Source organism: Streptococcus sp. KCJ4932 (assembly GCF_004352745.1).
GTDB classification, from domain to species: Bacteria; Bacillota; Bacilli; order Lactobacillales; family Streptococcaceae; genus Streptococcus; species Streptococcus ruminicola.
The window spans coordinates 33225-55610 of the sequence record NZ_SJWW01000001.1; the positions used below are offsets into that span (position 1 = coordinate 33225).

Below are 22386 nucleotides of genomic sequence, written 5' to 3' on the forward strand. Positions count from 1 at the left end.
ACCTAGTAAGAATTATTAGATTTTTTAGTATTAGATTTCAGGAGATAGCAAAAATGGATGAAAAAATGATAGCAAATAAGATTTCTGGCTTATCAATCAAAGAGGTTGAAGAACGTCTAAAAAATGGTCAAAATAATAAAATGGTCGACGAAAATGCGGCAACAACAAGCTCTATCATTCGCCAAAATGTTTTCACCTACTTCAATTTAATCTTTGCCATTATCACCTTATTATTGATTATCGCTGGTTCTTTTAAAAGTTTAACTTTTTTACCTGTTATTATCATTAACATTATCATCGGAATCGCTCAACAACTGCGCTCTAAAAAAGTATTAGACCAGCTGAATGTCATTTCAAAATCATCCTATCAAGTTATCAGAGATGGAAAATACCAATCTGTCCCTATTGATGAATTGGTGCTTGATGACATCATTTTACTAGATGAAGGAAGACAAATCCCTGCCGATGCCACTTTAGTTGATGGGAAAGTATCCGTCAACGAATCTCTTCTAACAGGTGAAGAAGATGAAATCGAAAAAGTCATCGGTAGCAATTTAAAATCAGGTAGTTCTATTATCTCAGGAAAATGCCTCGCAAAACTAACCGCAGTCGGAAACGATTCGTATGCCGCCAAACTAACGCAAAAAGCTAAAGAAGTTAAACACAAAAAAACAGATATGATTCGTGCTATCGAAGGCATCATCAAATTTGCTGGGATTATCATTATTCCCATTGGTATCACCTTATTTAGCCAATCATTGTTTTTAAATCACAAAACATTTAGTGACAGTATTGTCTCAACAGTCGGTGCTTTGATTGGGATGATTCCTGAAGGGCTTTATTTACTGGTAACTGTTGCTCTTGCCATCAGTGCAATGAAATTGGCTAGGAAAAAAGTTCTGTTACACGATATGAAAAGTATTGAATCTTTAGCTCGTGTTGACATTTTATGCGTGGATAAGACAGGAACCATCACAGCCAATAAAATGACTGTAACGGATCTTGTCTTACCCGAGCATGTCGCTCAAAAAGATTTAGCCACTAACCAAGAAATCCTCTCTAAATACATCAACACCATTTCTGATTCTAACATCACAATGCTAGCTCTGCGAGAATATTTCACCTCGAAAGAAGCTTTTAAAAATGCTGAAGCAACCCCATTCTCATCCAAAGTCAAATATTCTCAAATCAAAACAGAAAATGCCACTTATCGTTTAGGAGCTCCAGATATCTTACTAAATCAGGACATGCTAGAAGTCAATCAAGCCAAACTCACTCAATATGCCTCAGACGGTAAACGCATCTTAGCTTTAGTTGAAATGACCAAAGATCATGCTGTACCACTTCTATTTGTAGCTATCCAAAATGATATTCGAGCAAATGCTAAAGAAATTTTTTCATTCTTCAATGAAAACGACGTTGCCATTAAAGTCATCTCTGGTGATAACCCTCTAACCGTTTCAAGAATTGCTAACCAAGCAGGAATTTTAGATTCAGAAAACTACATCGATGCCAGTACTTTAAAAACTAAGGAAGACATTGAAAAAGCTGCGCTAAGTCATACCATTTTTGGGCGAGTGACTCCTGAACAAAAGAAAGATTTAGTGCTTGCCTTCAAAAAGAACAAATACAAAGTCGCAATGACTGGAGACGGTGTCAATGATATCTTAGCGATGAAAGAAGCTGATTGCTCAATTGCAATGGGAAGTGGTAGCGAAGCAGCTCGTCAAGCAGCCCAAGTGGTCTTGCTTGACTCAGATTTTTCAAGAATGAAAGATATTGTCTCTCAAGGTCGCCAAATTATTAATAACATCACTCGTTCAGCAACCTTATTCTTATACAAGAATATCTTTTCAATGTTGCTAGCTATCTTTTCAATCATTACGATTTTTACTTATCCCCTTGCTCCTACTCAAGTCTCTCTCATTTCAATGTTCAATATCGGGATTCCAGCATTCTTACTGTCATTAGAAACAAACACTATCAAGAAAAATCAGAACTTCCTAAAAGAAACTATTCTGACAGCTCTTCCAGCTTCGCTTACTTCTTTTTCAGCCATTGCTTGCTTGGTTGTATTCGGTCAATTGTTTGACATTCCGCAAAGCGATATTGGTATTGCTAGTACTTATCTACTTGCTGTTGTCGGTTTCTTGATTTTGAGAAATGTTTCAAGACCTCTCAACAAGTATAAGATTTCTATTTTTATCACTTGCTTTGCTGGTTTCATTATTTGTAGTCTTATTCCTTCGCTACGCTCACTATTCATGCTAAATGAATTCAGCAACGAAAGCATGGTGCTTTGCCTTATTTTTGCTCTTGCTGAAGTAACCGTGATGAGAAGCTTGACTTTCTTATTTGAAAATATCCCGAGCGCTCTTTCGAAATGCCGTTTGGCTATTCAAAAACTGTTCGCAGATTAATCCTACGAACAGTTGTGTAAATCTTTTCGAAATCTTTGAATCAATTGTTTTACCATTTGATAGCTGCTACGCCCTTGTCTGGCGTAGTGGCCTTTTTTATTAAAATAGCTGCGCTCCCAATCTGCGTGACGACGGCGCTTAATCCAGAGCGGGGCTAGAAAAGCATTGCCTTGATTGGCTAAAATGCGCTTACGAAAAAGTGGGTCATGACGTTTTATCGCTGCAACGTCAAGTTCATAGTGTCTCTGGTCGTTATGATTGGCATAGTTAAAACTAGCTCCGTTAATAATACCATTATGAGTCTGACCTTGCGGGTCAATTTCATTAGCAAAATGTCCCCTGCTATCTAAGATAAATTCTGTGTGAAAAGCCAGCAAAATTTTTAGATTAATTGGCAGCTCAAATCCTAAAATGACACGTTTGGATGCTTTATTATGGAGCCTAGATGATTCTGTCAAATCAAAATCAAATCGCCTCCGCCAAAAGCGTCGCTCTTTTTTATCTTTTAAGTAAGCTAACATCGATTGCCAATCTGACTTAGCAGGAAATTCTTCTCTAATCCACTGAGCTTGGTAGGCTGAAATCACATAGCGAAATTGATGAACTTGGTGCGCTAATAAATTATCCTCAGCCATGCTCTCTCCTGGGTAAGCTACTTGAACTAGTCTTGCTAACTCACTCCAAAAAAGGTGATTTGGCGAAAGGTTATCCGAAAATTGATTTAAAAGCTTACGAGTCTGGGCAATCTCGCCAGATAATTCTTCGGGCATTTCTAAGATGTCCATTAATTCTTGTAATACAAGTCGTGCTTTGTCACTTGTGCTTGCAGCTTTGCTATTTTCCCAAAAGTAGAAAAAGTCTTTATCTCCGATTTTCATAGGTCAATTATAGCACATTACAGCGCTAACACCTTTTTTAAAGGGGCTTATGATAAAATAGTTATAGATGAAGGGGAATTTATGAAGACATTAACTGAAGAGGCCTTTGCCCGCACTTTAAAAGACATTATGCAGGAAAAATCCTTTGACAAAGTAACTGTGACAGAGTTGGTTCAGCGCATGCATGTCAATCGTCAAACCTTTTACTATCATTTCAATGATTTGTATGACCTGCTTGAAAAGATATATATTTCAGATGGTGAGCAAATGATTGGTGATAACCGAACAGACGATTCTTGGGAAAAAGGCATGCTTGCGATTTTTCAATACATTTTAGCCAACAAAGCGTTTGTCTGCAACACCTATTATTCTATCAATCGTAATTATTTGGAGCATTTTTTATATGACCGAGCTTATGACTTAATCAAACCAGTCCTAAAAGCCAAGAATCCTGACTTAAGTGCCAGTGAACTTGATTTTAGGGTTCATTTTTGCAAATATGGCTTGGTTGGTTTTATCCTTGATTGGATTGATTCAGGATTGCAAGAAAATCCTGATACCTTAGCCAAGCGTATTTATCAACTTTTGAATCACTAGACAAAGTCAGCTAAGTGTCAAAAATTTAGACAGGAAAGATTTCCTGTCTATTTTATTTTCTAAAAGAAAGCGTTTTAATAAAAGTGATTTTAACAAAGGAGTTGACATGTATGTATTATTCAAATGGTAATTATGAAGCATTTGCTCGTCCTAAAAAACCTGAAAACGTCGATGGCAAATCAGCCTATATTGTCGGAAGTGGCTTAGCAGCTCTTTCTACAGCAGTCTTTCTTGTCCGTGATGCCCAAATGCCTGGCGATCACATTCATATTCTAGAAGAATTGAGTCTTCCCGGTGGTAGCATGGACGGTATCAAAAACGATCGCTTAGGCTATATTATTCGTGGCGGTCGTGAAATGGAACCTCACTTTGAAGTGCTCTGGGACTTATTCCGCTCCATTCCCTCCCTTGAAAATCCAGACCATTCAATCTTGGATGAATTCTACTGGCTCAACAAAGAAGACCCTTGTTATGCCAAGACGCGTATCATTTGCAATCGTGGTAAAGCTCTTCCTAACGACGGTCAACTAACCCTTTCTGAAAAAGCTATCAAGGAAATTATTGATTTGATTTTGATGCCTGAAAGCAAACTGGAAAATGTTCAAATCGACCAAGTTTTTGATGACGAATTTTTCAATTCTAATTTCTGGCTCTACTGGTGTACAATGTTTGCCTTTGAACCTTGGTCAAGTGCCATGGAAATGCGTCGTTATCTCATGCGCTTTATTCAACACGTTGGTTGCCTAAAAAATCTTTCTTCTCTTCGCTTTACCAAATACAACCAATACGAATCTTTGATTTTACCAATCGTCCACTACTTATCTGAACATGGTGTTGATTTTAGTTATGATACTACCGTGACAAATATTTTAGTTAACCGCAAAGGCAATAAAAAAGTAGTAAGCAAGCTTGAATTTACAAAAGCAGGTCAAGCAAAAGAACTCTTTTTAAGTGAAAATGATTTGGTCTTTGTCACAAATGGTTCAATCACCGAAAGCACAACTTATGGTGACAACGACCACCCAGCACCTGTTAAACACGAATTAGGTGCTAGCTGGGAACTCTGGCAAAAATTGGCTGCCCAAGATGAAAGCTTTGGTCACCCAGAAAAATTCTGCCAAAACATTCCAGATGCTAACTGGACCATTTCAGCTACTATCACTTTCAAGGACAAACATATCGCACCTTACATCGAAGCCGTTAACCACAAAGACCCATACAGTGGCTCAATCGTAACCAGCGGTCCAACAAGCATTAAAGATTCTAACTGGCTCCTTGGCTATTCTATCAGCCGTCAACCGCATTTCAAAGTTCAAAAAGATAATGAACTGGTCGTTTGGCTTTACCCTCTTTACACAGATCGTAAGGGTAATTACATTGCAAAACGCCCTGATGAATGTACTGGTAAAGAACTTTGCCAAGAATGGCTCTACCACATGGGAGTCCCTGAAACTGAAATTGCAGAAATTGCTGATACTGCTTCAACTATTCCTTGCCACATGCCTTACATCACTACTTACTTCATGCCACGTGGCTTAAATGACCGTCCATTGGTAGTGCCAAAAGATAGTCAAAACTTAGCCTTTATTGGTAACTATGCTGAAACACCTCGTGACACTGTCTTTACTACAGAATACTCTGTCAGAACCGCTATGGAAGCCGTCTACACACTACTTGATGTTGACCGCGGTGTTCCTGAAGTCTTCGCATCCGCCTTTGATGTTCGCATGCTACTCAATGCCCTTTACTATCTAAATGACCAAAAATCACTAACAGAAATTGATATTCCTTGGGCAGAAAAAGCCGTCCTCAAAGAAGCTCTTAAAAAAGTGCACGGTACTTATATCGAAGAATTACTCAAAGAATACCACTTGCTGTAATCATCCATAACAAAGTTTTTATCACTAAAATAGCCCCTCGATTGAGGAGCTATTTTTTTAGATTTTCACAGTGCTATGCCAGATTAATAAATATTAAAGTCGACTTTGCCAGGAATTTTATTGGCTTGGCAACTAGCAATAATTGAGTTTTTAGTATTTTCAACTGACTTGCGAATAGCTGATTGACTGCCAGATGATGGTGTTGTGACAGAACGTCCATTTGGTAATTTATCACCACTCTTACCAGCAAAGCCTTGAACAGCAGACCATGCTTTAATGGTCAATGGTTGAATGTAATAGTTATAACCATTATCAAATGCCACACAGTGGTCTAAATAAGCTGTAACGGAACTGTTGTTATTATCAAAGCCTTTTTTAGCTTCATCAAAAGCAAGACAGTATGACAATTTACGTGTCACACTTGATTTTGAATTGACAGAACCAAGTTTAAAGCCATTTGGATTACCGTCAAATGAATTGCCAGTCCAAGCTGAAAGACTAACCGTACCAGCATCAGTCTTGATGAAGTTTCCAGATGGCAAAGCAAATTTACCTTTTGCATAATTTGAAGCAAATGAGCCATCCTTAGCTTTGATGAGTTGAACCAGATGAAGATTTTCATCTAAAGCTTTTTTGTGGTCAAAATCATATTTTCCAGTAAAGACATCAGGGTTACCGTTATTCCAAACTGCACAATTCGTGTAAGTAATATCTGGTGTCACATCCCCTGCTTTATCAAAGGAATCCCAACCATCGTCAGAATTATCCCAAGCATAACAGTAAGTAAAGGTATTGCCGCTACCTGCACCGAGTTTTGGTGCAAAGCCGTCAGCATTTCCCCCGCGAGTGTAAACATCACAGTTACGGTAGCTGTAAACCGCTTCAATCGTATTACGATAAGCACCAGCCGTTACTTGCAAACCAGCATCGTTATTATATCTAACAATACAATTTGAAACCTTGTTATTACCAGCAGTTTTTCCTTTGATTTGGATACCGTTATCTGGTGCATGCTCGATAATCAGATTTTGAAGAGTGTAGTTTGAGCCAGAAATCCTGACACCAACTGCCGCATCTGATGAAGCTTTACCGATGTATTTTGCCATAAAGTTTGAAAAATCAAGCTCTGGGTAAGAGCCATCCGCATTTTGCACACCGATGATTTGAACATTAGCATTTGCTTTAGACAAAGCAATTTGCCCGTCACAAGCAATCTTGTTTCCCTTCACATAAACCTTTCCGCCACCAGCTTTTTCAGCTTTTGAAATAGCAGAGCGAAGATCGTTATAAGTTGATACTGTCGCACCATTTGAAGCTGCTAATGAAGAGGAGATTAAGCTTTCATCAGCACTTTCTGTTTGGGACAAATCAACTTCAGTTGTCTCACTTGAATTGCTAGTAACATCACTTGATTGGCTTTCTGAAACGGCATCATCAGATGACGTTGATTCCACCTGAATACTAAATAAATCAAGGTCAGCATCTTTAGCATATAAATAAAGCTCACCAGCTTCACCTGAATAAGTGTAAGTTACTTCACTGGCTTGCACACCTGCAGTCAGATTGGTTAGGTCTTGACCTTGGCTATCAGCTAAAACGAGATGCCCCTCATTAGTCTGTGAAGTACTTTTCAAAACGACTTTAATCACATCGTTATCTGATACTGAAAATTTCAACGAAGCTTTATCCTTACTACCTGTAGCATTTAACTGCAAGGCAGATGTATAATTACTTTCTGAAACATTAGCTTCTTCTGCTTTAATGGACAATGATGACTCTTCATTTGCTAATAAAGTCAACCCATCAATCGTTTTTTCAGACTTTAGCTGACCCAAATCTTTAAATGAAGAATCACTAAAATTCCAAGCTACCGAAGAATCGGCTTTAACAATCACTGGACCAGGTCCTAAATGAGACAAAAGCGTAGCTAATGCTATTAAAAGACCAAAGCCAAGCGACAAAAAATGTTGCTTAAAGTTTCGCATATTTTAACTCCCCCTTTTTTTGCGAACGCTTTCTTTATTTTAACATTTCATTTTAGCATTCTTAGTTTTTTGCAAATCTGGAAAAATCATCCGTTAAAAAGACACAAAAAGAAGCCCCGCAGGACTTCTTTTTTACCGAATTTATTATGCAAATATAAGGAATTATTCAGCGTCTGGACGTGATTTACGATCGATGTCAGCAAGGATATTTTCTACAAACTCATCGATTGATTCAGTGTGAGTTTGTTTGCTTCCGTAACGACGAACGTTAACAGTCTTATCAGCCATTTCTTTATCACCAACGATTAATTGGTAAGGAATTTTCTTAGTTTGGCTTTGACGAATCTTAAGTTGCATTTTTTCGTTACGTTCATCGACGTCAACACGAACACCTTTGTCGCGAAGAACTTTAGCAACTTCCCAAGCGTAGTCAACGTGAGCTTCGTTAGAAACTGGGATAACAGTTACTTGGTGAGGAGCAAGCCATGTTGGGAATGCACCTTTGTAGTTTTCAATCAAGATAGCTGTGAAGCGTTCCATTGTTGAGATAACACCACGGTGAATCATAACTGGACGGTGTTCTTCACCATCAGCACCGATGTATGTCAAACCAAAACGTTCTGGAAGAAGGAAGTCAAGTTGGATTGTTGACAATGTTTCTTCATTACCAAGAGCAGTTTTCACTTGGATATCAAGTTTTGGACCGTAGAAGGCAGCTTCACCTTCAGCTTCGAAGTATTCAACGCCCATTTCATCCAAGGCAGCTTTCAACATTGATTGTGCATTTTCCCACATTTCATCGTCATCATAGTATTTGTGAGTATCTTTAGGGTCACGAAGTGATAGACGGAAACGATATTCAGTCAAGTTGAAATCTTCGTAAACGTCGATAATCAATTGAAGAGCTTTTTGGAATTCTTCTTGAATTTGTTCAGGAGTTACGAACAAGTGACCATCGTTAAGTGACATTTCACGAACACGTTGAAGACCTGACAAAGCACCAGATTTTTCGTAACGGTGCATCATACCGATTTCAGCGATACGGATTGGCAATTCACGGTATGAGTGTACATGGTGTTTGTAAACTTGGATGTGGTGTGGGCAGTTCATTGGACGAAGAACGAATTCTTCACCATCACCCATATCCATTGTTGGGAACATGTCTTCACGGTAGTGATCCCAGTGACCTGAAGTTTTGTAAAGGTCAACTGAAGCCAAAGGTGGAGTGTAAACGTGAAGGTATCCTGATTCTACTTCTTTATCAACGATGTAACGTTCCAAAGTACGACGGATTGTAGCACCATCTGGCAACCAGAATGGAAGACCTTGACCAACTTCTTGAGAAATCATGAACAAATCAAGTTCTTTACCAAGTTTACGGTGGTCACGTTCTTTAGCTTCTTGACGTTGTTTAAGGTAAGCTTTAAGGTCTTTTTTATCAAACCAAGCAGTACCGTAAACACGTTGCATCATAGCATTATCGCTGTTTCCGCGCCAGTAAGCACCAGCAACGTTCAATAGATGGAAGACTTGGATACGACCTGTTGAAGGAACGTGTGGGCCACGGCAAAGGTCTGTAAATTCACCTTGTGTGTAAACAGTAAGTCCGCCTTCATCTTCACCATGTTCTTCGATCAATTCAAGTTTGTAAGGATCGTTTTTGAACAATTCACGCGCTTCTTCGATAGAAATTTCTTTACGAACACATGGAAGGTTTTCTTTAACGATTTTTTTCATTTCTTCTTCGATACGAGGAAGGTCTTCATCAGTGATTTGACCTGATTTGTTATCAGTATCGTAGTAGAAACCATTTTCGATTGCAGGACCTACACCAAGGCAAAGGTCTGGGAAAAGACGTTTTGCGGCTTGAGCAAATAGGTGAGCTGCTGAGTGACGCAAGATACCAAGAGCATCTTCATGATCAGGTGTTACGACTTCGATGCTACCATCTTCAGTGATTGCACGAGTAGTATCGATCAATTCTCCGTTAAATTTACCAGCCAAAGCTTTTTTAGCTAGTGAATTACTAATACTTTGAGCAATTTCAAAAGTTGTTACTCCAGATTCGAATTCGCGCACAGCGCCATCTGGGAAAGTAATTTTAACCATACTATTCTCCTTTAAAAGATTTACATTGTTGAGAATTCCTTTTTGGGAACCGGGCAAAAGGAATTTGATGAGTTTACAAAAATTTTTCCCCGAGATAAAAGAAAAGCGACGTCCAAAAAGGACGTCGCAACGTGGTTCCACCTTCATTTATCTACGACAAAAAAGAGTCGTAAACCTCAAATCGGCTATATCGTAGCCACCGTTTTATGTTTGCATAAAAAGCAAAGGAAGTAGTATTGAATCAGTCAACCCTGCGCCCTTCTCACCAACCGGCACTCGCTCTAAAGGTTGAAACCTGTTCAACTTGTCTTCGATAGATATTATAACACGAATTTTTTATTTTTCAAGAATTTAATTAAGGAAATCTCGAATCGAATTAATCAAGCGTTTTGGAGCCTTGAAAACTTTCGCAGACGTCGCAACCGTTGCTTTGGCTGCTTCTGCTGGTAGTTTAATAGCAGAATGTGCTAGCTTCACAGACGTTTTTTCTTTTTGACCACGAACCGTTAAAGAGAATTTTTCTTTTTTCTTGTTCTTAGCTGAAATCAAGACATCAAGATAAAAAGCATAGACCGATTTTCCAAAATGCTCTGCAGAGATAGCATACATTTTTGCTTGATAAGCTTTGTCATCCATGGCAAGTGTGTTTTCAATCGCATCTAAAATAGCATTCGCCAAGTCCTCTTCTTGGTAGAACAATGTTCCAAACATCTTTTGGTCAATGATATCATCCAAATAAGGATTTCCATGTGCAATGACTGGTGTTCCGCTGGCAAGACTTTCTGTATAAGTCAAGCCTTGAGTTTCACTAGTTGAGGCTGAAATGAAGAAATCAGCCGCTTTATAATAAATTGCAGTTTCTTCGTGAGCAACCATTCCCGTGAAAATCACACTATCTTCAATGCCAAGGTCTTCAACCATTTTTTTCAAGTCTGATAAATATGGCCCATCACCAACAATAACCAATTTAACAGCTTTATTTTGAGCTAAAACATCTGGAAATTGTTGGACAATAGCTTGAATATTTTTTTCATAAGAGATACGAGACAGACTAAGTAACATTGTCTCATCCTCAGCAATTCCAAGTTTTTCACGAAGTGCTAGCGCATCTTCTCTTGTAATGTCCTTACGTTCATACTCTTCCACACGAATACCTGTCGGAATGACACGTTTTGGAATCTTGATATCATAACCATCAAGCAAATTTAACACAATACGAGATGGACAAATCACGCCGTCCAAGTCATTCATATAACCACGCATGACGTATTTGACCATACCTGGTTTGATGATTTTTCCTTTAGCAATATACCCTACATAGTCTTCATATTGTGTGTGATAAGTGTGGACTACTGGGATACGAAGAGCTGCAGCAATCATTTTTCCAAGCATTCCAACACTAAATTCCGTTTGGGTATGAATAATATCTAGTTTATATTGTTTGGCAATTTTATAAGACGAAATCAATCCACGATAAACAATGCGGCGATCTGTGAATGAAATAAAAGGCACACTAGGAAGTCGGATAATCGTTGGATCTTCATAGCGTTTCACCGCTTTATCTGTGGTTGTAAAAATATAGACCTCGTGTCCTTCTTTTTCCAACTCTTCCTTGAGGGTACAAATACTCGTTGCTACCCCAGAAACTTGAGGAAAATATGTGTCCGTAAAAAGACCAATTCTCATTTTACAACTCCATTACTTTGTGATAAACATCAATTAATTCATGAGCAACTTTATCAATGCTACGACTTTGAGCAATATGATAACCTGCCTCTTGTTTTTCGCTATTTCCTGATAAAACCTTGCGAAGGGCTTTAACAAAACCAGGAACATCTTGTGCTAACTCCGCACAGCTACTGTCAACCCAGCCGTGATAAACAGGAATATCTCGCAAAACCACATGTTGGTGACTAGCAAGTGCTTCAAGAACGACAATTCCTTCTGTTTCCTCACGACTCGGGAAGAAGAATGCATCTGCCCCACTCATAGCACCTTCAAAAACATCCCCTTTAATGTAACCAGCAAAAATCACATTATCGGGATGCTTACGTGTCACAATGTTTCGTACTTTATGAGGAATAACCCATTTATTAGTCTCACCGAACCAAATAAAACGCACATCAGGCATTTGCTCTGCTACTTTAACAAAGTCATCAATACCCTTTCGCATGAAATAAAGCCCAGCACAAATCACAACTTTTTCATCTGGTTTAATACCAAAATGACGTCTAAAAGCTTCTTCTTTAGCTGGATTTGGAACATAACGAGACAAATCAATCCCATTTGAAACGGCATAAATCGGCTTGTCAACGCCATAACCACTAATTAATGATTTTGAGTATTCAGTCGGTGTAATAATAGCATCCGCATTATTATAGAAATGACAAAGATACCATCTAAAAATTGGTGATACTAAATTAGAGCCGATAAAAGAGTCGCGAAAATCTTCCTCGGTAGAATGACCATGCATCAACACTTTTTTACCCGCTTTTTTGGATTTTTTCAATAATTTCCAACTCTTAATACCATAAGTATTGATATGAACCAAATCATAGTCATCGTTTGGATTTGTTGTATAATCTTGGCCAACCATGCTAAGAGCACGCTCTTGGTGCTTGATGGCACGACCAATTCCTGATTTTCTTAAATAATTTTCGGCTTCCAAATACAGTAAAACTTTCATAAATTCTATTATAGCTTATTTTGTAATTTTTTTCACTAAGACTAAAAAAAATCAGCCCAAAGGCTGATTTTGTCATAGTATCCTTTTTTGGAAATTATTGACGTGTAGTACCACGCAATTTAAGACCATGATTAAGAATAATTTCTTTTTCTTCAAGTTCTTCTTTGTTCATGATTTTAGTCAACATACGCATACTTACCGCACCAAGGTCATAAACCGGTTGGCTAATTGAGCTTAGGTTTGGACGAGTGTATGATGTGATTGGTGAATCATTACTTGTAAGAATTTCAAAGTCTTCAGGAACTTTTTTACCTGCGGCAAACAATCCATTCAAAAGACCTGCAGCTAGTTCGTCTTCAGCAACATATGCAGCTGTAGCACCTGAATTCATCACGCGTTGAGCTAGTTCATAACCATCTTTGTAGTTGTAGTTAGCTTCAAATACAAGTCCTTCTTTGAATGATAGGTTGTTCTTTTCAAGTCCTTCTTTGTATCCTGCAAGACGAACTTTACCGTTAATGTCATCAATAAGTGGTCCTGAAACAAAGGCAATATCTTTGTTATTTTTAGCCAAAATATCAACAACATCAGCCACGGCAGCTTTGTAATCAATATTAACACTTGGAAGTTGGTGTTCTAAATCAACTGTTCCTGCTAGAACCACTGGTGTGCGTGAGCGAGAGAACTCTGCACGAATTTTTTCAGTTAAATGGTGTCCCATGAAGATAATACCATCCACTTGTTTTGCAAACAAAGTGTTAACAACATTAACTTCTTTATCGTCATCTTCATCACTTGACGCAAGAACGATATTGTATTTGTACATTGCAGCAATATCGTCGATACCTTTCGCTAAAATTGAGAAATAGCTATTAGCGATATTTGGAATAACAACACCAACTGTCGTAGTTTTTTTACTTGCCAAACCACGAGCAACTGCATTTGGACGATAGTCTAAACGGTCAATAACTTCAAGGACTTTTTTACGAGTGTTTTCCTTTACATTTTTATTGCCATTTACAACACGACTAACTGTTGCCATTGAGACGCCTGCTTCTCGTGCAACATCATAAATTGTAATCGTATCATCAGTGTTCATTATTGGACTTCCTTTCTATTTGAAAATTTCGCTTTCACAAATATTTTAGCACCTTTTGGAAACACTTTCAAGTGCAAACTTAGAATTTTTGAAAACTTTTCATATTTTGAAAACGTTTAAAGAGTTATTTTTCTCATAAAAGGCTAAAAAAGTCAAAAAGTAGTTATTTTCAGAAAATTTTCTGCTAATTTTTTAGTAAACTTCTGAAACTCTTTCATCTTTTTAAACTTTTTTAGCATGATTTTATGAAAATTAAGCGCATTTAATTTTTTCGACTTCAACTCTTGATTTTTTGTGATTTTTTTGAAAAAATGGGGGTAATTAGAAAGAAGGTTTCTCATGTCTAAATTAGATCAAATCCGCTCATATTTGAATCAAGAAAAAGCAAATATCGCTGTTTTCTCTGATCCAGTAACTGTTAACTATTTGACTGGTTTCTTCTGCGATCCACACGAACGTCAAATGTTCTTGTTTGTTTACGCTGACCGTGAACCAGCACTTTTCGTCCCTGCGCTTGAAGTCGCACGCGCCAGCCAAATCGTCAATTTCCCTGTTTTTGGCTACGTTGATTCAGAAAATCCATGGGAAAAAATTAAAAACGGTCTTCCTTCAACAGATAGCGCCAAAATCTTTGCTGAATTTGATAATTTGAACGTTACTAAATTCCAAGGTTTGCAAACTGTTTTTGATGGACGTTTTGAAGATCTGACACCGTTTGTTCAAAAAATGCGTCTTATTAAATCTCAAGATGAAATTGATAAAATGATGGTAGCTGGTCAGTTCGCTGATAAAGCTGTTAAAGTTGGTTTCGATAACATCTCACTTAACAACACTGAAACTGACATTATCGCCATGATTGAATTTGAAATGAAAAAACAAGGTGTTGAAAAAATGAGTTTCGACACTATGGTCTTGACTGGTAATAATGCCGCTAACCCACACGGTATCCCAGGCACAAACAAAATCGAAAACAATGCTCTACTTTTGTTTGACCTTGGAACAGATATGCATGGTTACGCTAGTGATATGACTCGTACTGTTGCCGTTGGTAAACCTGACCAATTCAAAAAAGACATTTACAACTTATGTTTAGAAGCTCACATGGCAGCTCTAGAGTTCATCAAACCTGGTGTTCTTGCTAGTGAAGTGGATGCTGCTGCTCGTAAAGTCATTGAAAAAGCAGGTTACGGTGAATACTTCAACCACCGTCTTGGACACGGTATTGGAATGACTTGTCACGAATTCCCTTCAATCATGGAAGGTAATGATATGGAAATCCAAGAAGGTATGTGTTTCTCAGTTGAACCTGGTATCTACATTCCTGGAAAAGTTGGTGTCCGCATCGAAGATTGTGGTCATGTCACAAAATCTGGCTTTGAAGTCTTCACACACACACCAAAAGAATTGCTTTATTTTGAAGGATAATTCTCATAAACCTAAAAACTTCCTAGTAGCACTAGGAAGTTTTTATATTGCAGGAAACCTCAATTACTGCTAAAATGAGCCTAAGAAATCCAAAAAGAGGCTCTTATGTTTTATAAAACAATGACTTATTGTCCCGAATGTGGGCACCCTTTAGAAAAGAAATTTTTAAAAGACGAAGGTGACATTCCTTATTGTTCACAGTGTGATAGTTTTCGCTTTCCTGTCTTCAATACTGCTATCAGTGCCATTTTATTTAACGAAAGTCATGATAAAATTCTTTTAATCAAACAGTACAAGATGACTGAACACATTTTGCTAGCTGGTTATGTGTCACAAGGCGAAAATGCTGAGGCTACTGTCGCTAGAGAAATTGACGAGGAATTAGGCTTAAAAGTAAAATCCTTAACCTTTAACGCTACTAAATACTACGAGCGCAGTAACTCACTCATGATTAATTTTGCCGTAACGGTATCTGGAGCAGTTACTCCCAATCACGAGATTGATGACTGGGACTGGTTTTCAATCGAAGATGCCAAAAAAGCTATCAAAGACGGTTCTCTTGCCGAAAGTTTTTTACTAGAATTTTTAACTAAAATTGAAAAGGATTGAGAAAAACTCAATCCTTTTTTGCATACTTTTCTTGCATTTCCTGCCAAAATTGTTGAACAGCTTCTGATTTATTTGTTTTTAATTTCATCAAGACCATCAGAGACTCTGTCTCAATATCAAGCGGTCGCCAAACAATCTGCTTCCCCTCAAAAGGTCTAACCATCTTTTCCATCATAAGAGAAAGCCCTAAATCATTTTCGATAAAATCAATAATTAAGTTAATACGATTGCCTTTATAGGTAATCTTGGGATCAAACTGATAAGCATGACAAAGTTCTAATAGAGGCTGTAATAACTGCGTTTTCTCGCTAAGTTGTAAGAATTTTTCTCCTTCTAACTCTTTAAGATTGATGCTTTCTTTTCTTGCTAAAGGATGCTGACTTGGCAAAACAACCACCCAACGGTCTTGGTCAATGGTGAGCATTTCAACTTCTTTTGGCAATTTAGCATTAAATTGTCTCGCAAAAATAATATCGCACTTGTGTTTAAGGAGATTATCCAACAAGACATCCGCCTCTTCTTCTTCAACGCTAACCTCAAAATTCGTATGGCGTTTTTTAAAGCCTGCAATTTCAGAAATGATGGCATAAAAAGGCATACTTGGAATACCATGAAGTAAAAGCTTGTGCTCTTTTTCTTCCTGTAACTGCGAAAGCTCCACAGTCATCTGTTGGTAACTGTCTAAAATCTGTCTGGCATAAGTTTCAACCATTTGCCCTTCCTTGGTGATTCTGATATGACGACGGCTACGGTCAAATAACTGCACCCCGAGTTCTTTTTCTAAAGCCATGATTTGCTTTGACACATTTCCTTGGCTAATGTACAAGCGCTCAGCAGTTTCAGTATAATTAAGAGTCTCACACAAGGTTAAAAATACTTGTAATTTTTGAAGATTCATCAGCAGCCTCCTTTTTATTCCATTTTAGAATATCTCATCACCAAAAGCAAATTGATTTTTGGCTAAATCGTGTTACACTAGTTAATGACCTTATGGTTTCAAGTTAAGTCACTTTGCACAAGTGAGCTTATTTTTTTGTCTTATTTTTACTATCAAAAAGGAGGAATTTTATGCCAACTGGTGTCATCATCAATTCATTTGCCATTATTTTTGGCGGAATTCTCGGTGGAATTTTTGGCCATATCTTGTCCGAGGATTTTAAAAACCAATTAAATCTTATCTTTGGCGTTTGTTCAATGGGAATGGGGATTTCATCCATTGGACTCATGAAATACATGCCTGCTGTTATCTTTGCTATCGTTGTTGGTACAGCTATCGGACTTGCCATTAATCTTGGTGAATGGATTAATAAAGGTGGGGCTTTGATGCAAAAGGCTGTTTCAAAAATCTTGCCACAAAAGCACAGTCAACTGTCAAACGATGAATTTTTAGCAACTTTACTAACTGTTATCGTTCTTTTCTGCGCTAGCGGTACTGGTATCTATGGTAGTCTTGATTCTGGTATGACAGGCGACTCAACTATCCTGATTTCAAAATCAATTCTTGATTTCTTCACTGCAGCCATCTTTGCTTGTAACCTTGGTTTTGTGGTTTCTTTGATTGCTATTCCACAGTTCGTCATTTTTACGGCTCTTTTCTTACTTGCGGGGATCATCGTCCCATTAACAACGCCTGATATGATTGCAGATTTTAAAGCCTGTGGTGGTTTCTTGATGGTCGCAACAGGTTTTCGTATGATTCGTGTCAAAATGTTTCCAACCGCTGATATGATTCCAGCAATGGTCCTTGTTATGCCTTTATCTTGGTTCTGGGTCAACGTCATCATGCCATTATTATAAAATCTAATAATTTTAGAAAAATTAGAAAATGAGTTCCATATTTTTGGAGCTTATTTTTTTAATAAACGTTTTTACATCAACAATTATGAATACATTTTCTTAAGCATATTATTTGTCATTTTATTCTTAGTTTGCTAACATACTATACATAATTAAAATTAAAAGGAGAAATTTATGCCCCAGCCCTCATGCCCACAAGAAGCTTTGGACTCTAGCATCTTTTTCGCTGTCAAAAAATTAAATCGTGCTCTTAACAAAATTGCTGAAGATTTTTTTCACAAAGTTGACTTAAAACCATCTTATGTTCCCATTCTTCTGATTTTAAGTCATGAAAATGGTAAAATTCAAAAAGACTTGGCTAAAATGCTTTGTATCGCAGCTCCATCCATGACAAGACTTATTGAAAAGCTAGTCCACAAAGATTTAGTGAAAGTGGTTTGTGAAGGACGTACCAAACGTATCTACCTCACAGATAAGGGAAGAGAAATAATTCCGGAACTTTGTCAAGTTCATCTAGCGTTACACGAAGAAATTAACCAATTAGTCAAGACAGGCTTTTCTGACACACTCATTGCTGAACTAAACCAAATTACTAATCAATTACAATAAGTTTTTTTGAAGGTCTTGACCGCTTTGGTCAGAGCTTTTTTAAAATCCAAAATTATGACAGATTTGTCATCTATCTGCAACTGTGTTAAGATAGTCACTGTAAACTTATTTTCAAGGAGATCATCGTGTCCAATAATATTCAAGAGGTATTGGATGGTTGCCTATTCTTTTCGGTCAAAAGATTGGATCGTGCACTTGATAAATTTACAGAAGCCGCTTTTAGAAAAATCGGAATGTCACATTCTTACGCTTTAGTTCTTTATATTTTAAATCAAGAAAATGGTAAACGTTATAAAGACCTAGCTAATATCCTTTGTATTGCTCCGCCTTCTTTAACAAAAATCATCGATAAACTAGCCAATAGAGATTTTGTCGCTATCGCTCGTGATGGACGAACAAAACGTGTCTATATTACCGATAGAGGAAGAGAGATTGTCCCCATCATCGGAGAAGTCTTTCATAAAACGCGACAAGAATTTATGGAAATCTCTCAACCTTGCGATTTTAACAATCTGATTGACCAAATTAATCATCTGACAAATCAACTAAAATAAAAGAGCTTAAGCTCTTTTTCTTATGCCTGAAAACTGGCTAAAACTAGCTGAAAATGCTATGATAGAAAGAAAACTAGGAGGCTAGCATGAGTAAAGAAGCTATCAAAAAACAAGTTCTCGATGCCTTTGACCATCGAGTTGCCGTCCGTGTCTACAATGACCAAGACATTTCACGCGATGATATGGAATACATCCTTGATACAGCTTGGTTAAGCCCTTCTTCAATTGGTTTAGAGGCTTGGCGTTTTGTGGTTCTTAATCGTAAGCAAATCGCTAAACTTCGTGATGAACTTAAGGCAGTTGCTTGGGGAGCACAATCTCAACTTGATACAGCCAGTCATTTTGTTTTGTTACTTGCAGAAAAAAATGCACGCTATGATTCTGACTCTGTCAAAGATAGCCTCGTCCGACGTGGTCTCGGTGAAGGTGATGCTCTCAATAGTCGCCTAGCCACTTACGAATCATTCCAAAAAAATGATATGAAAACTACTGACAATCCTCGCGCCCTCTTTGATTGGACCGCTAAGCAAACTTACATCGCTCTTGGAAATATGATGACATCAGCCAGCATGATTGGTATTGATTCTTGCCCAATTGAAGGATTTAATTATGACAAAGTCAATGCTATTCTTGCTAAAGCAGGCATTATTAACCCTGATAAAGAAGGCATTGCAAGCATGGTGTCATTTGGTTATCGACTACGCGATCCAAAACACCCTCGCTCACGTAAACCTAAAAATGAAGTCATTACTTGGCTCGAATAAATAGATAAAGCTTGAACTTTCGTTCAAGCTTTTTTATTTACATTAATGACATTTTTACTGCGCTGAGTAATCCGCTAGTGGTACCTGGAAATGCAAAAATCATCTGACTAAGATCATTTGCTGTGACTTTTTGATTAATCATCAGAGTCAAAAGATTAATCATTTCACCAGCTTCATTACCTAAAAGGCTAGCGCCGACCAATTCTTTATTCTGATTAACAATCAGTGTCACGTGCGCTTCATCTTCTAATTTTGTCTGGAATTTCAATTGTTGTCCAAATGGAATCTCAACAATGCGGTAAGCATCATTCTCACGAGCCTCAGCAAGACTTACCCCAACTTGTGCAATACGAGGGAAAGTATAGACAAGATTTGGAATAGCTGGATACTGAATTGCTTCTTGATTTACTCCAAGAATGTAAGCAGCAATATAATCTGACTCAAAACTTGCTGTTGGCGTTAAACGTGGAATAGTTTTATCAATGACATCCCCACTAGCAAAAATATTTGGCACAGAAGTTTGCAGGTGATCATTAACAACGATTCCTGAACGATTGTAGGCAATGCCAAGTTCATCAAGACCAAGATTTTCAACATTTGGAATGCGTCCTGTTGCATCAAGAACGTAGTCAGTCTCTAATTCCAAACCTTGAGCCGTTGTGACACGTAAACCATCAGTAGTTTCTTCAACTGCTTGAACGGCTTGGTTGAAATGGAAGTGAACACCCTCTGTTGTCATTTTAGCAACCACACTATCAACATAATTTTCTTGATAAGCTGCTAAAGCTCTGTCGGCGTATTCAATAATATGCACTTCAGAACCTAGCTTAGCAGCCATGGTTGCAAATTCCATAGAAATGATTCCTGCACCGATAAAGGTGATGCGTTTTGGCATCTTATCCAAATCAAGGAAATCACGACTATCATGCAAGAATTCTTGTCCTTTAATTTGAAGACGTGCTGGACGTTGACCTGTTCCAAGAACGATGTAGTCTGCGCTGACTCTATCATCATCCACACTAACTGTATGAGCATCAACTAATTTTCCGTAGCCTTTTAGCAAATCAATCTGCATTTGTGCAAACATACCTTCCATGAGAGGAGCGTAAGTTGGAATTTCAGATTTTTTATAAGCCATAAGCTCTTGCCAGTTAACCTTAGTATTTCCAGTAATGCCAGCTTTTTCATAACGTGAAAGACCATCGATAAACTCAAATGGACTGTCTAATAAAAATTTGGCATTACAACCATAGTTGGTACAAGTACCAGCAGTAACATCTTTTTCAACAATGGCCACTTTTTTGCCGACTTGAGACAAAGTCACTGCTGCATGCCAATTAGCATGTCCTGAGCCAATAAAAATCACATCATAATCGTAAGTCATGTTTTCTCCTTAAAGCTGTTGTGTTAACCAGTTTTGGTAACCAACAGTATCAATTAAATCTAGTTGTTGTTGTGTCCACTGCAAATCATCATCTTCATCTTTATAATAATCTTTTAACAAATCGTAAGTCACCAAATCATTAGATGCAGCACCAACCAATGGCAATAATTCTTTCAGTCCTTCTTTTGAAACTTCCAAATCATGTCTTAGCCATTCCAAAGGACTAGCTGGCACTCCAAAGCTTACTTGATTTTGATAGCAAATTTTACCACCCAAATCTAAAATGCGATTAAAGAGTTTTTGTGAAAAGTCACGTTCTTCCAAAGCGTGGCTTTTGTATTTGTCACCAAGTTTTGAAAATCCTTGTGCCTCAAAGTTCAAAGCGACAAGATCATGAATATTTGCTTGATTTAAAATTTTGTTTCCGATTTTTTGTAATAATTCGATTGTATTTTCCATAATTTCAACCTCTTTTTATAATCAGTCGCGCGCGATTGATTATAGTTTACTACTCCATTTTCAAGTTGTCAACTTTTACATTTATTTTTTTCTATGTTATGATAAGAGCAAGTAAACACAAAGAAAGGGACGTTATGCCAGAACAACATCCTACTTTAACTAATCAACTATGTTTTGCGATTTATAATGCCAATAGGGTTTTCAATCAATTTTACAAACAAAAACTAGCTAAATTTGATTTAACCTATACACAATATATTGTTCTCTTAGCACTTTGGGAAACTGACAATCTTGCTTTGCGTGAATTAGGAAAACAATTAGACCTTGCTAGCAATACACTGACACCACTTCTCAAGCGTTTAGAAGACAAAGGTTATCTAACACGTATTCGCCCTAAAGAAGACCATCGTCAGCTGATTATTGCCCTTACAGAAGCTGGCAAAGCACTTCAAGCTGATGTTGAACAAGAATTACACACTTGCGTAGGAAGATTTACACCTGCTTTACAGGGAAAGATTGAAGAAATGATTGAAGACAATCACATCTTGATTGAAGAATTGAAAAAAATGCTTTAAAAAGAGTTTGGATTAAATCCAAACTCTTTTTGTTTTATTATCTGGCGTTGAAATTTTTCATTTGACGTTTGATGTCACGGTCTTGCTCACGGCGTTTGATGGTTTCACGTTTGTCGTAATCGTGTTTTCCTTTAGCCACACCAAGTAAGACCTTAGCAAAGCCATTTTTCAAATAAACTTTAAGAGGAATAAGAGTCATCCCTGTTCCTTTTAAGTCATTTGATAGTTTTTCAATTTCACGTTTTTTTAGCAATAATTTACGTGTACGCTCAGGCTCTTGGTTCCAAATGTTTCCTTGCTCAAATGGAGAAATGTGGACATTAATCAACCAAGCTTCACCATTTTTAATTTGAGCGTAACCGTCTTTTAGCTGAATACGTGCAGCACGAACACTCTTGATTTCAGTTCCTGTCAAGACGATTCCAGCTTCAATGGTATCAACTATATTATAGTCATGACGTGCCTTTTTATTTTGGGCAACGACATTTCCTTCACCTTTTGGCATATTAAGCTACCTCTCTTGTGTCAAAATTTTTGGGTTAGCAATGAGGCTTGT

Annotated in this window: 20 protein-coding genes; 10 read left to right on the forward strand and 10 right to left on the reverse strand. The window is 37.6% G+C overall.

The features are described 5' to 3' along the window. Nucleotides 1-53 precede the first annotated feature (53 nt). Nucleotides 54-2420, forward strand: a complete 2367-nt coding sequence (locus E0E02_RS00190) for an HAD-IC family P-type ATPase (protein ID WP_133017498.1) — start codon at nt 54-56, stop codon at nt 2418-2420. 2 nt (nt 2421-2422) lie between these two features. Here the strand turns inward: E0E02_RS00190 and E0E02_RS00195 are convergent, their stop codons facing one another. After that, a complete protein-coding gene (locus E0E02_RS00195; RefSeq protein WP_133017499.1) occupies nt 2423-3298 on the reverse strand; it encodes a DUF3114 domain-containing protein in 876 nt (291 codons plus the stop codon). An 81-nt stretch (nt 3299-3379) separates the two neighbouring features. Here E0E02_RS00195 and E0E02_RS00200 point away from each other — a divergent pair, with 81 nt between their 5' ends. Together E0E02_RS00200 and E0E02_RS00205 are read left to right on the forward strand one after the other, a co-directional pair. Beyond that, nucleotides 3380-3895 carry a TetR/AcrR family transcriptional regulator gene (locus E0E02_RS00200; protein ID WP_006532773.1) on the forward strand — a complete coding sequence of 172 codons (516 nt, stop codon included), beginning with the start codon at nt 3380-3382 and terminating at the stop codon, nt 3893-3895. Between the two features lie 110 nt (nt 3896-4005). Beyond that, entirely contained in the window at nt 4006-5775 is a 1770-nt protein-coding gene (locus tag E0E02_RS00205) for an oleate hydratase (protein ID WP_133017500.1), read from the forward strand. Between the two features lie 83 nt (nt 5776-5858). On the opposite strand, the gene E0E02_RS00210 is transcribed toward E0E02_RS00205, so the two are convergent. The 5 genes from E0E02_RS00210 to ccpA form a co-directional block, all read right to left on the reverse strand. After that, on the reverse strand, nt 5859-7760 hold the full coding sequence (locus tag E0E02_RS00210) for a right-handed parallel beta-helix repeat-containing protein (RefSeq protein WP_133017501.1): 1902 nt from the start codon (nt 7758-7760) through the stop codon (nt 5859-5861). Nucleotides 7761-7922: 162 nt separating this feature from the next. Continuing rightward, nucleotides 7923-9869, reverse strand: a complete 1947-nt coding sequence (gene thrS, locus E0E02_RS00215) for a threonine--tRNA ligase (RefSeq protein ID WP_133017502.1) — start codon at nt 9867-9869, stop codon at nt 7923-7925. Between the two features lie 351 nt (nt 9870-10220). Beyond that, a complete protein-coding gene (locus E0E02_RS00220; protein WP_133017503.1) occupies nt 10221-11555 on the reverse strand; it encodes a glycosyltransferase family 4 protein in 1335 nt (444 codons plus the stop codon). A 1-nt stretch (nt 11556) separates the two neighbouring features. Continuing rightward, the gene (locus E0E02_RS00225; protein WP_133017504.1) at nt 11557-12555 is read right to left on the reverse strand and encodes a glycosyltransferase; all 999 of its coding nucleotides are present in this window, start codon (nt 12553-12555) and stop codon (nt 11557-11559) included. Nucleotides 12556-12649: 94 nt separating this feature from the next. Then, a complete protein-coding gene (gene ccpA / locus E0E02_RS00230; protein WP_074481405.1) occupies nt 12650-13654 on the reverse strand; it encodes a catabolite control protein A in 1005 nt (334 codons plus the stop codon). A gap of 339 nt (nt 13655-13993) precedes the next feature. Between ccpA and E0E02_RS00240 the strand changes: the two genes are divergently transcribed. Together E0E02_RS00240 and E0E02_RS00245 are read left to right on the forward strand one after the other, a co-directional pair. Continuing rightward, nucleotides 13994-15079: a Xaa-Pro peptidase family protein gene (locus E0E02_RS00240; protein WP_074965118.1), complete on the forward strand. Its 1086-nt coding sequence runs from the start codon at nt 13994-13996 to the stop codon at nt 15077-15079. Nucleotides 15080-15184: 105 nt separating this feature from the next. Next, nucleotides 15185-15688 carry an NUDIX domain-containing protein gene (locus E0E02_RS00245; RefSeq protein ID WP_133017505.1) on the forward strand — a complete coding sequence of 168 codons (504 nt, stop codon included), beginning with the start codon at nt 15185-15187 and terminating at the stop codon, nt 15686-15688. 7 nt (nt 15689-15695) lie between these two features. Here E0E02_RS00245 and E0E02_RS00250 read toward each other — a convergent pair whose 3' ends face one another. Further along, nucleotides 15696-16586 (reverse strand): LysR family transcriptional regulator, encoded by an 891-nt coding sequence (locus E0E02_RS00250; protein ID WP_133017506.1) that lies wholly within the window; start codon nt 16584-16586, stop codon nt 15696-15698. Nucleotides 16587-16756: 170 nt separating this feature from the next. Between E0E02_RS00250 and E0E02_RS00255 the strand changes: the two genes are divergently transcribed. The 4 genes from E0E02_RS00255 (at nt 16757) to E0E02_RS00270 (ending at nt 19412) form a co-directional block, all read left to right on the forward strand. Next, nucleotides 16757-17485, forward strand: a complete 729-nt coding sequence (locus tag E0E02_RS00255; RefSeq protein ID WP_074564177.1) for a DUF554 domain-containing protein — start codon at nt 16757-16759, stop codon at nt 17483-17485. Nucleotides 17486-17659: 174 nt separating this feature from the next. Then, nucleotides 17660-18094, forward strand: a complete 435-nt coding sequence (locus tag E0E02_RS00260; RefSeq protein ID WP_133017507.1) for a MarR family transcriptional regulator — start codon at nt 17660-17662, stop codon at nt 18092-18094. Between the two features lie 125 nt (nt 18095-18219). Further along, nucleotides 18220-18648, forward strand: a complete 429-nt coding sequence (locus tag E0E02_RS00265) for a MarR family transcriptional regulator (RefSeq protein ID WP_133017508.1) — start codon at nt 18220-18222, stop codon at nt 18646-18648. An 86-nt stretch (nt 18649-18734) separates the two neighbouring features. Then, nucleotides 18735-19412, forward strand: coding sequence for an NAD(P)H-dependent oxidoreductase (locus E0E02_RS00270; protein ID WP_133017509.1), 678 nt, complete (start codon nt 18735-18737; stop codon nt 19410-19412). Nucleotides 19413-19449: 37 nt separating this feature from the next. Here the strand turns inward: E0E02_RS00270 and E0E02_RS00275 are convergent, their stop codons facing one another. Next, entirely contained in the window at nt 19450-20796 is a 1347-nt protein-coding gene (locus E0E02_RS00275; RefSeq protein ID WP_133017510.1) for an NAD(P)/FAD-dependent oxidoreductase, read from the reverse strand. Between the two features lie 9 nt (nt 20797-20805). Then, on the reverse strand, nt 20806-21255 hold the full coding sequence (locus E0E02_RS00280; protein ID WP_074560720.1) for a ferritin-like domain-containing protein: 450 nt from the start codon (nt 21253-21255) through the stop codon (nt 20806-20808). 134 nt (nt 21256-21389) lie between these two features. Between E0E02_RS00280 and E0E02_RS00285 the strand changes: the two genes are divergently transcribed. Continuing rightward, nucleotides 21390-21830, forward strand: a complete 441-nt coding sequence (locus E0E02_RS00285) for a MarR family transcriptional regulator (RefSeq protein ID WP_133017511.1) — start codon at nt 21390-21392, stop codon at nt 21828-21830. Nucleotides 21831-21867: 37 nt separating this feature from the next. Here the strand turns inward: E0E02_RS00285 and smpB are convergent, their stop codons facing one another. After that, nucleotides 21868-22335: an SsrA-binding protein SmpB gene (gene smpB, locus E0E02_RS00290; RefSeq protein ID WP_006532795.1), complete on the reverse strand. Its 468-nt coding sequence runs from the start codon at nt 22333-22335 to the stop codon at nt 21868-21870. Between the last annotated feature and the right edge of the window lie 51 nt (nt 22336-22386).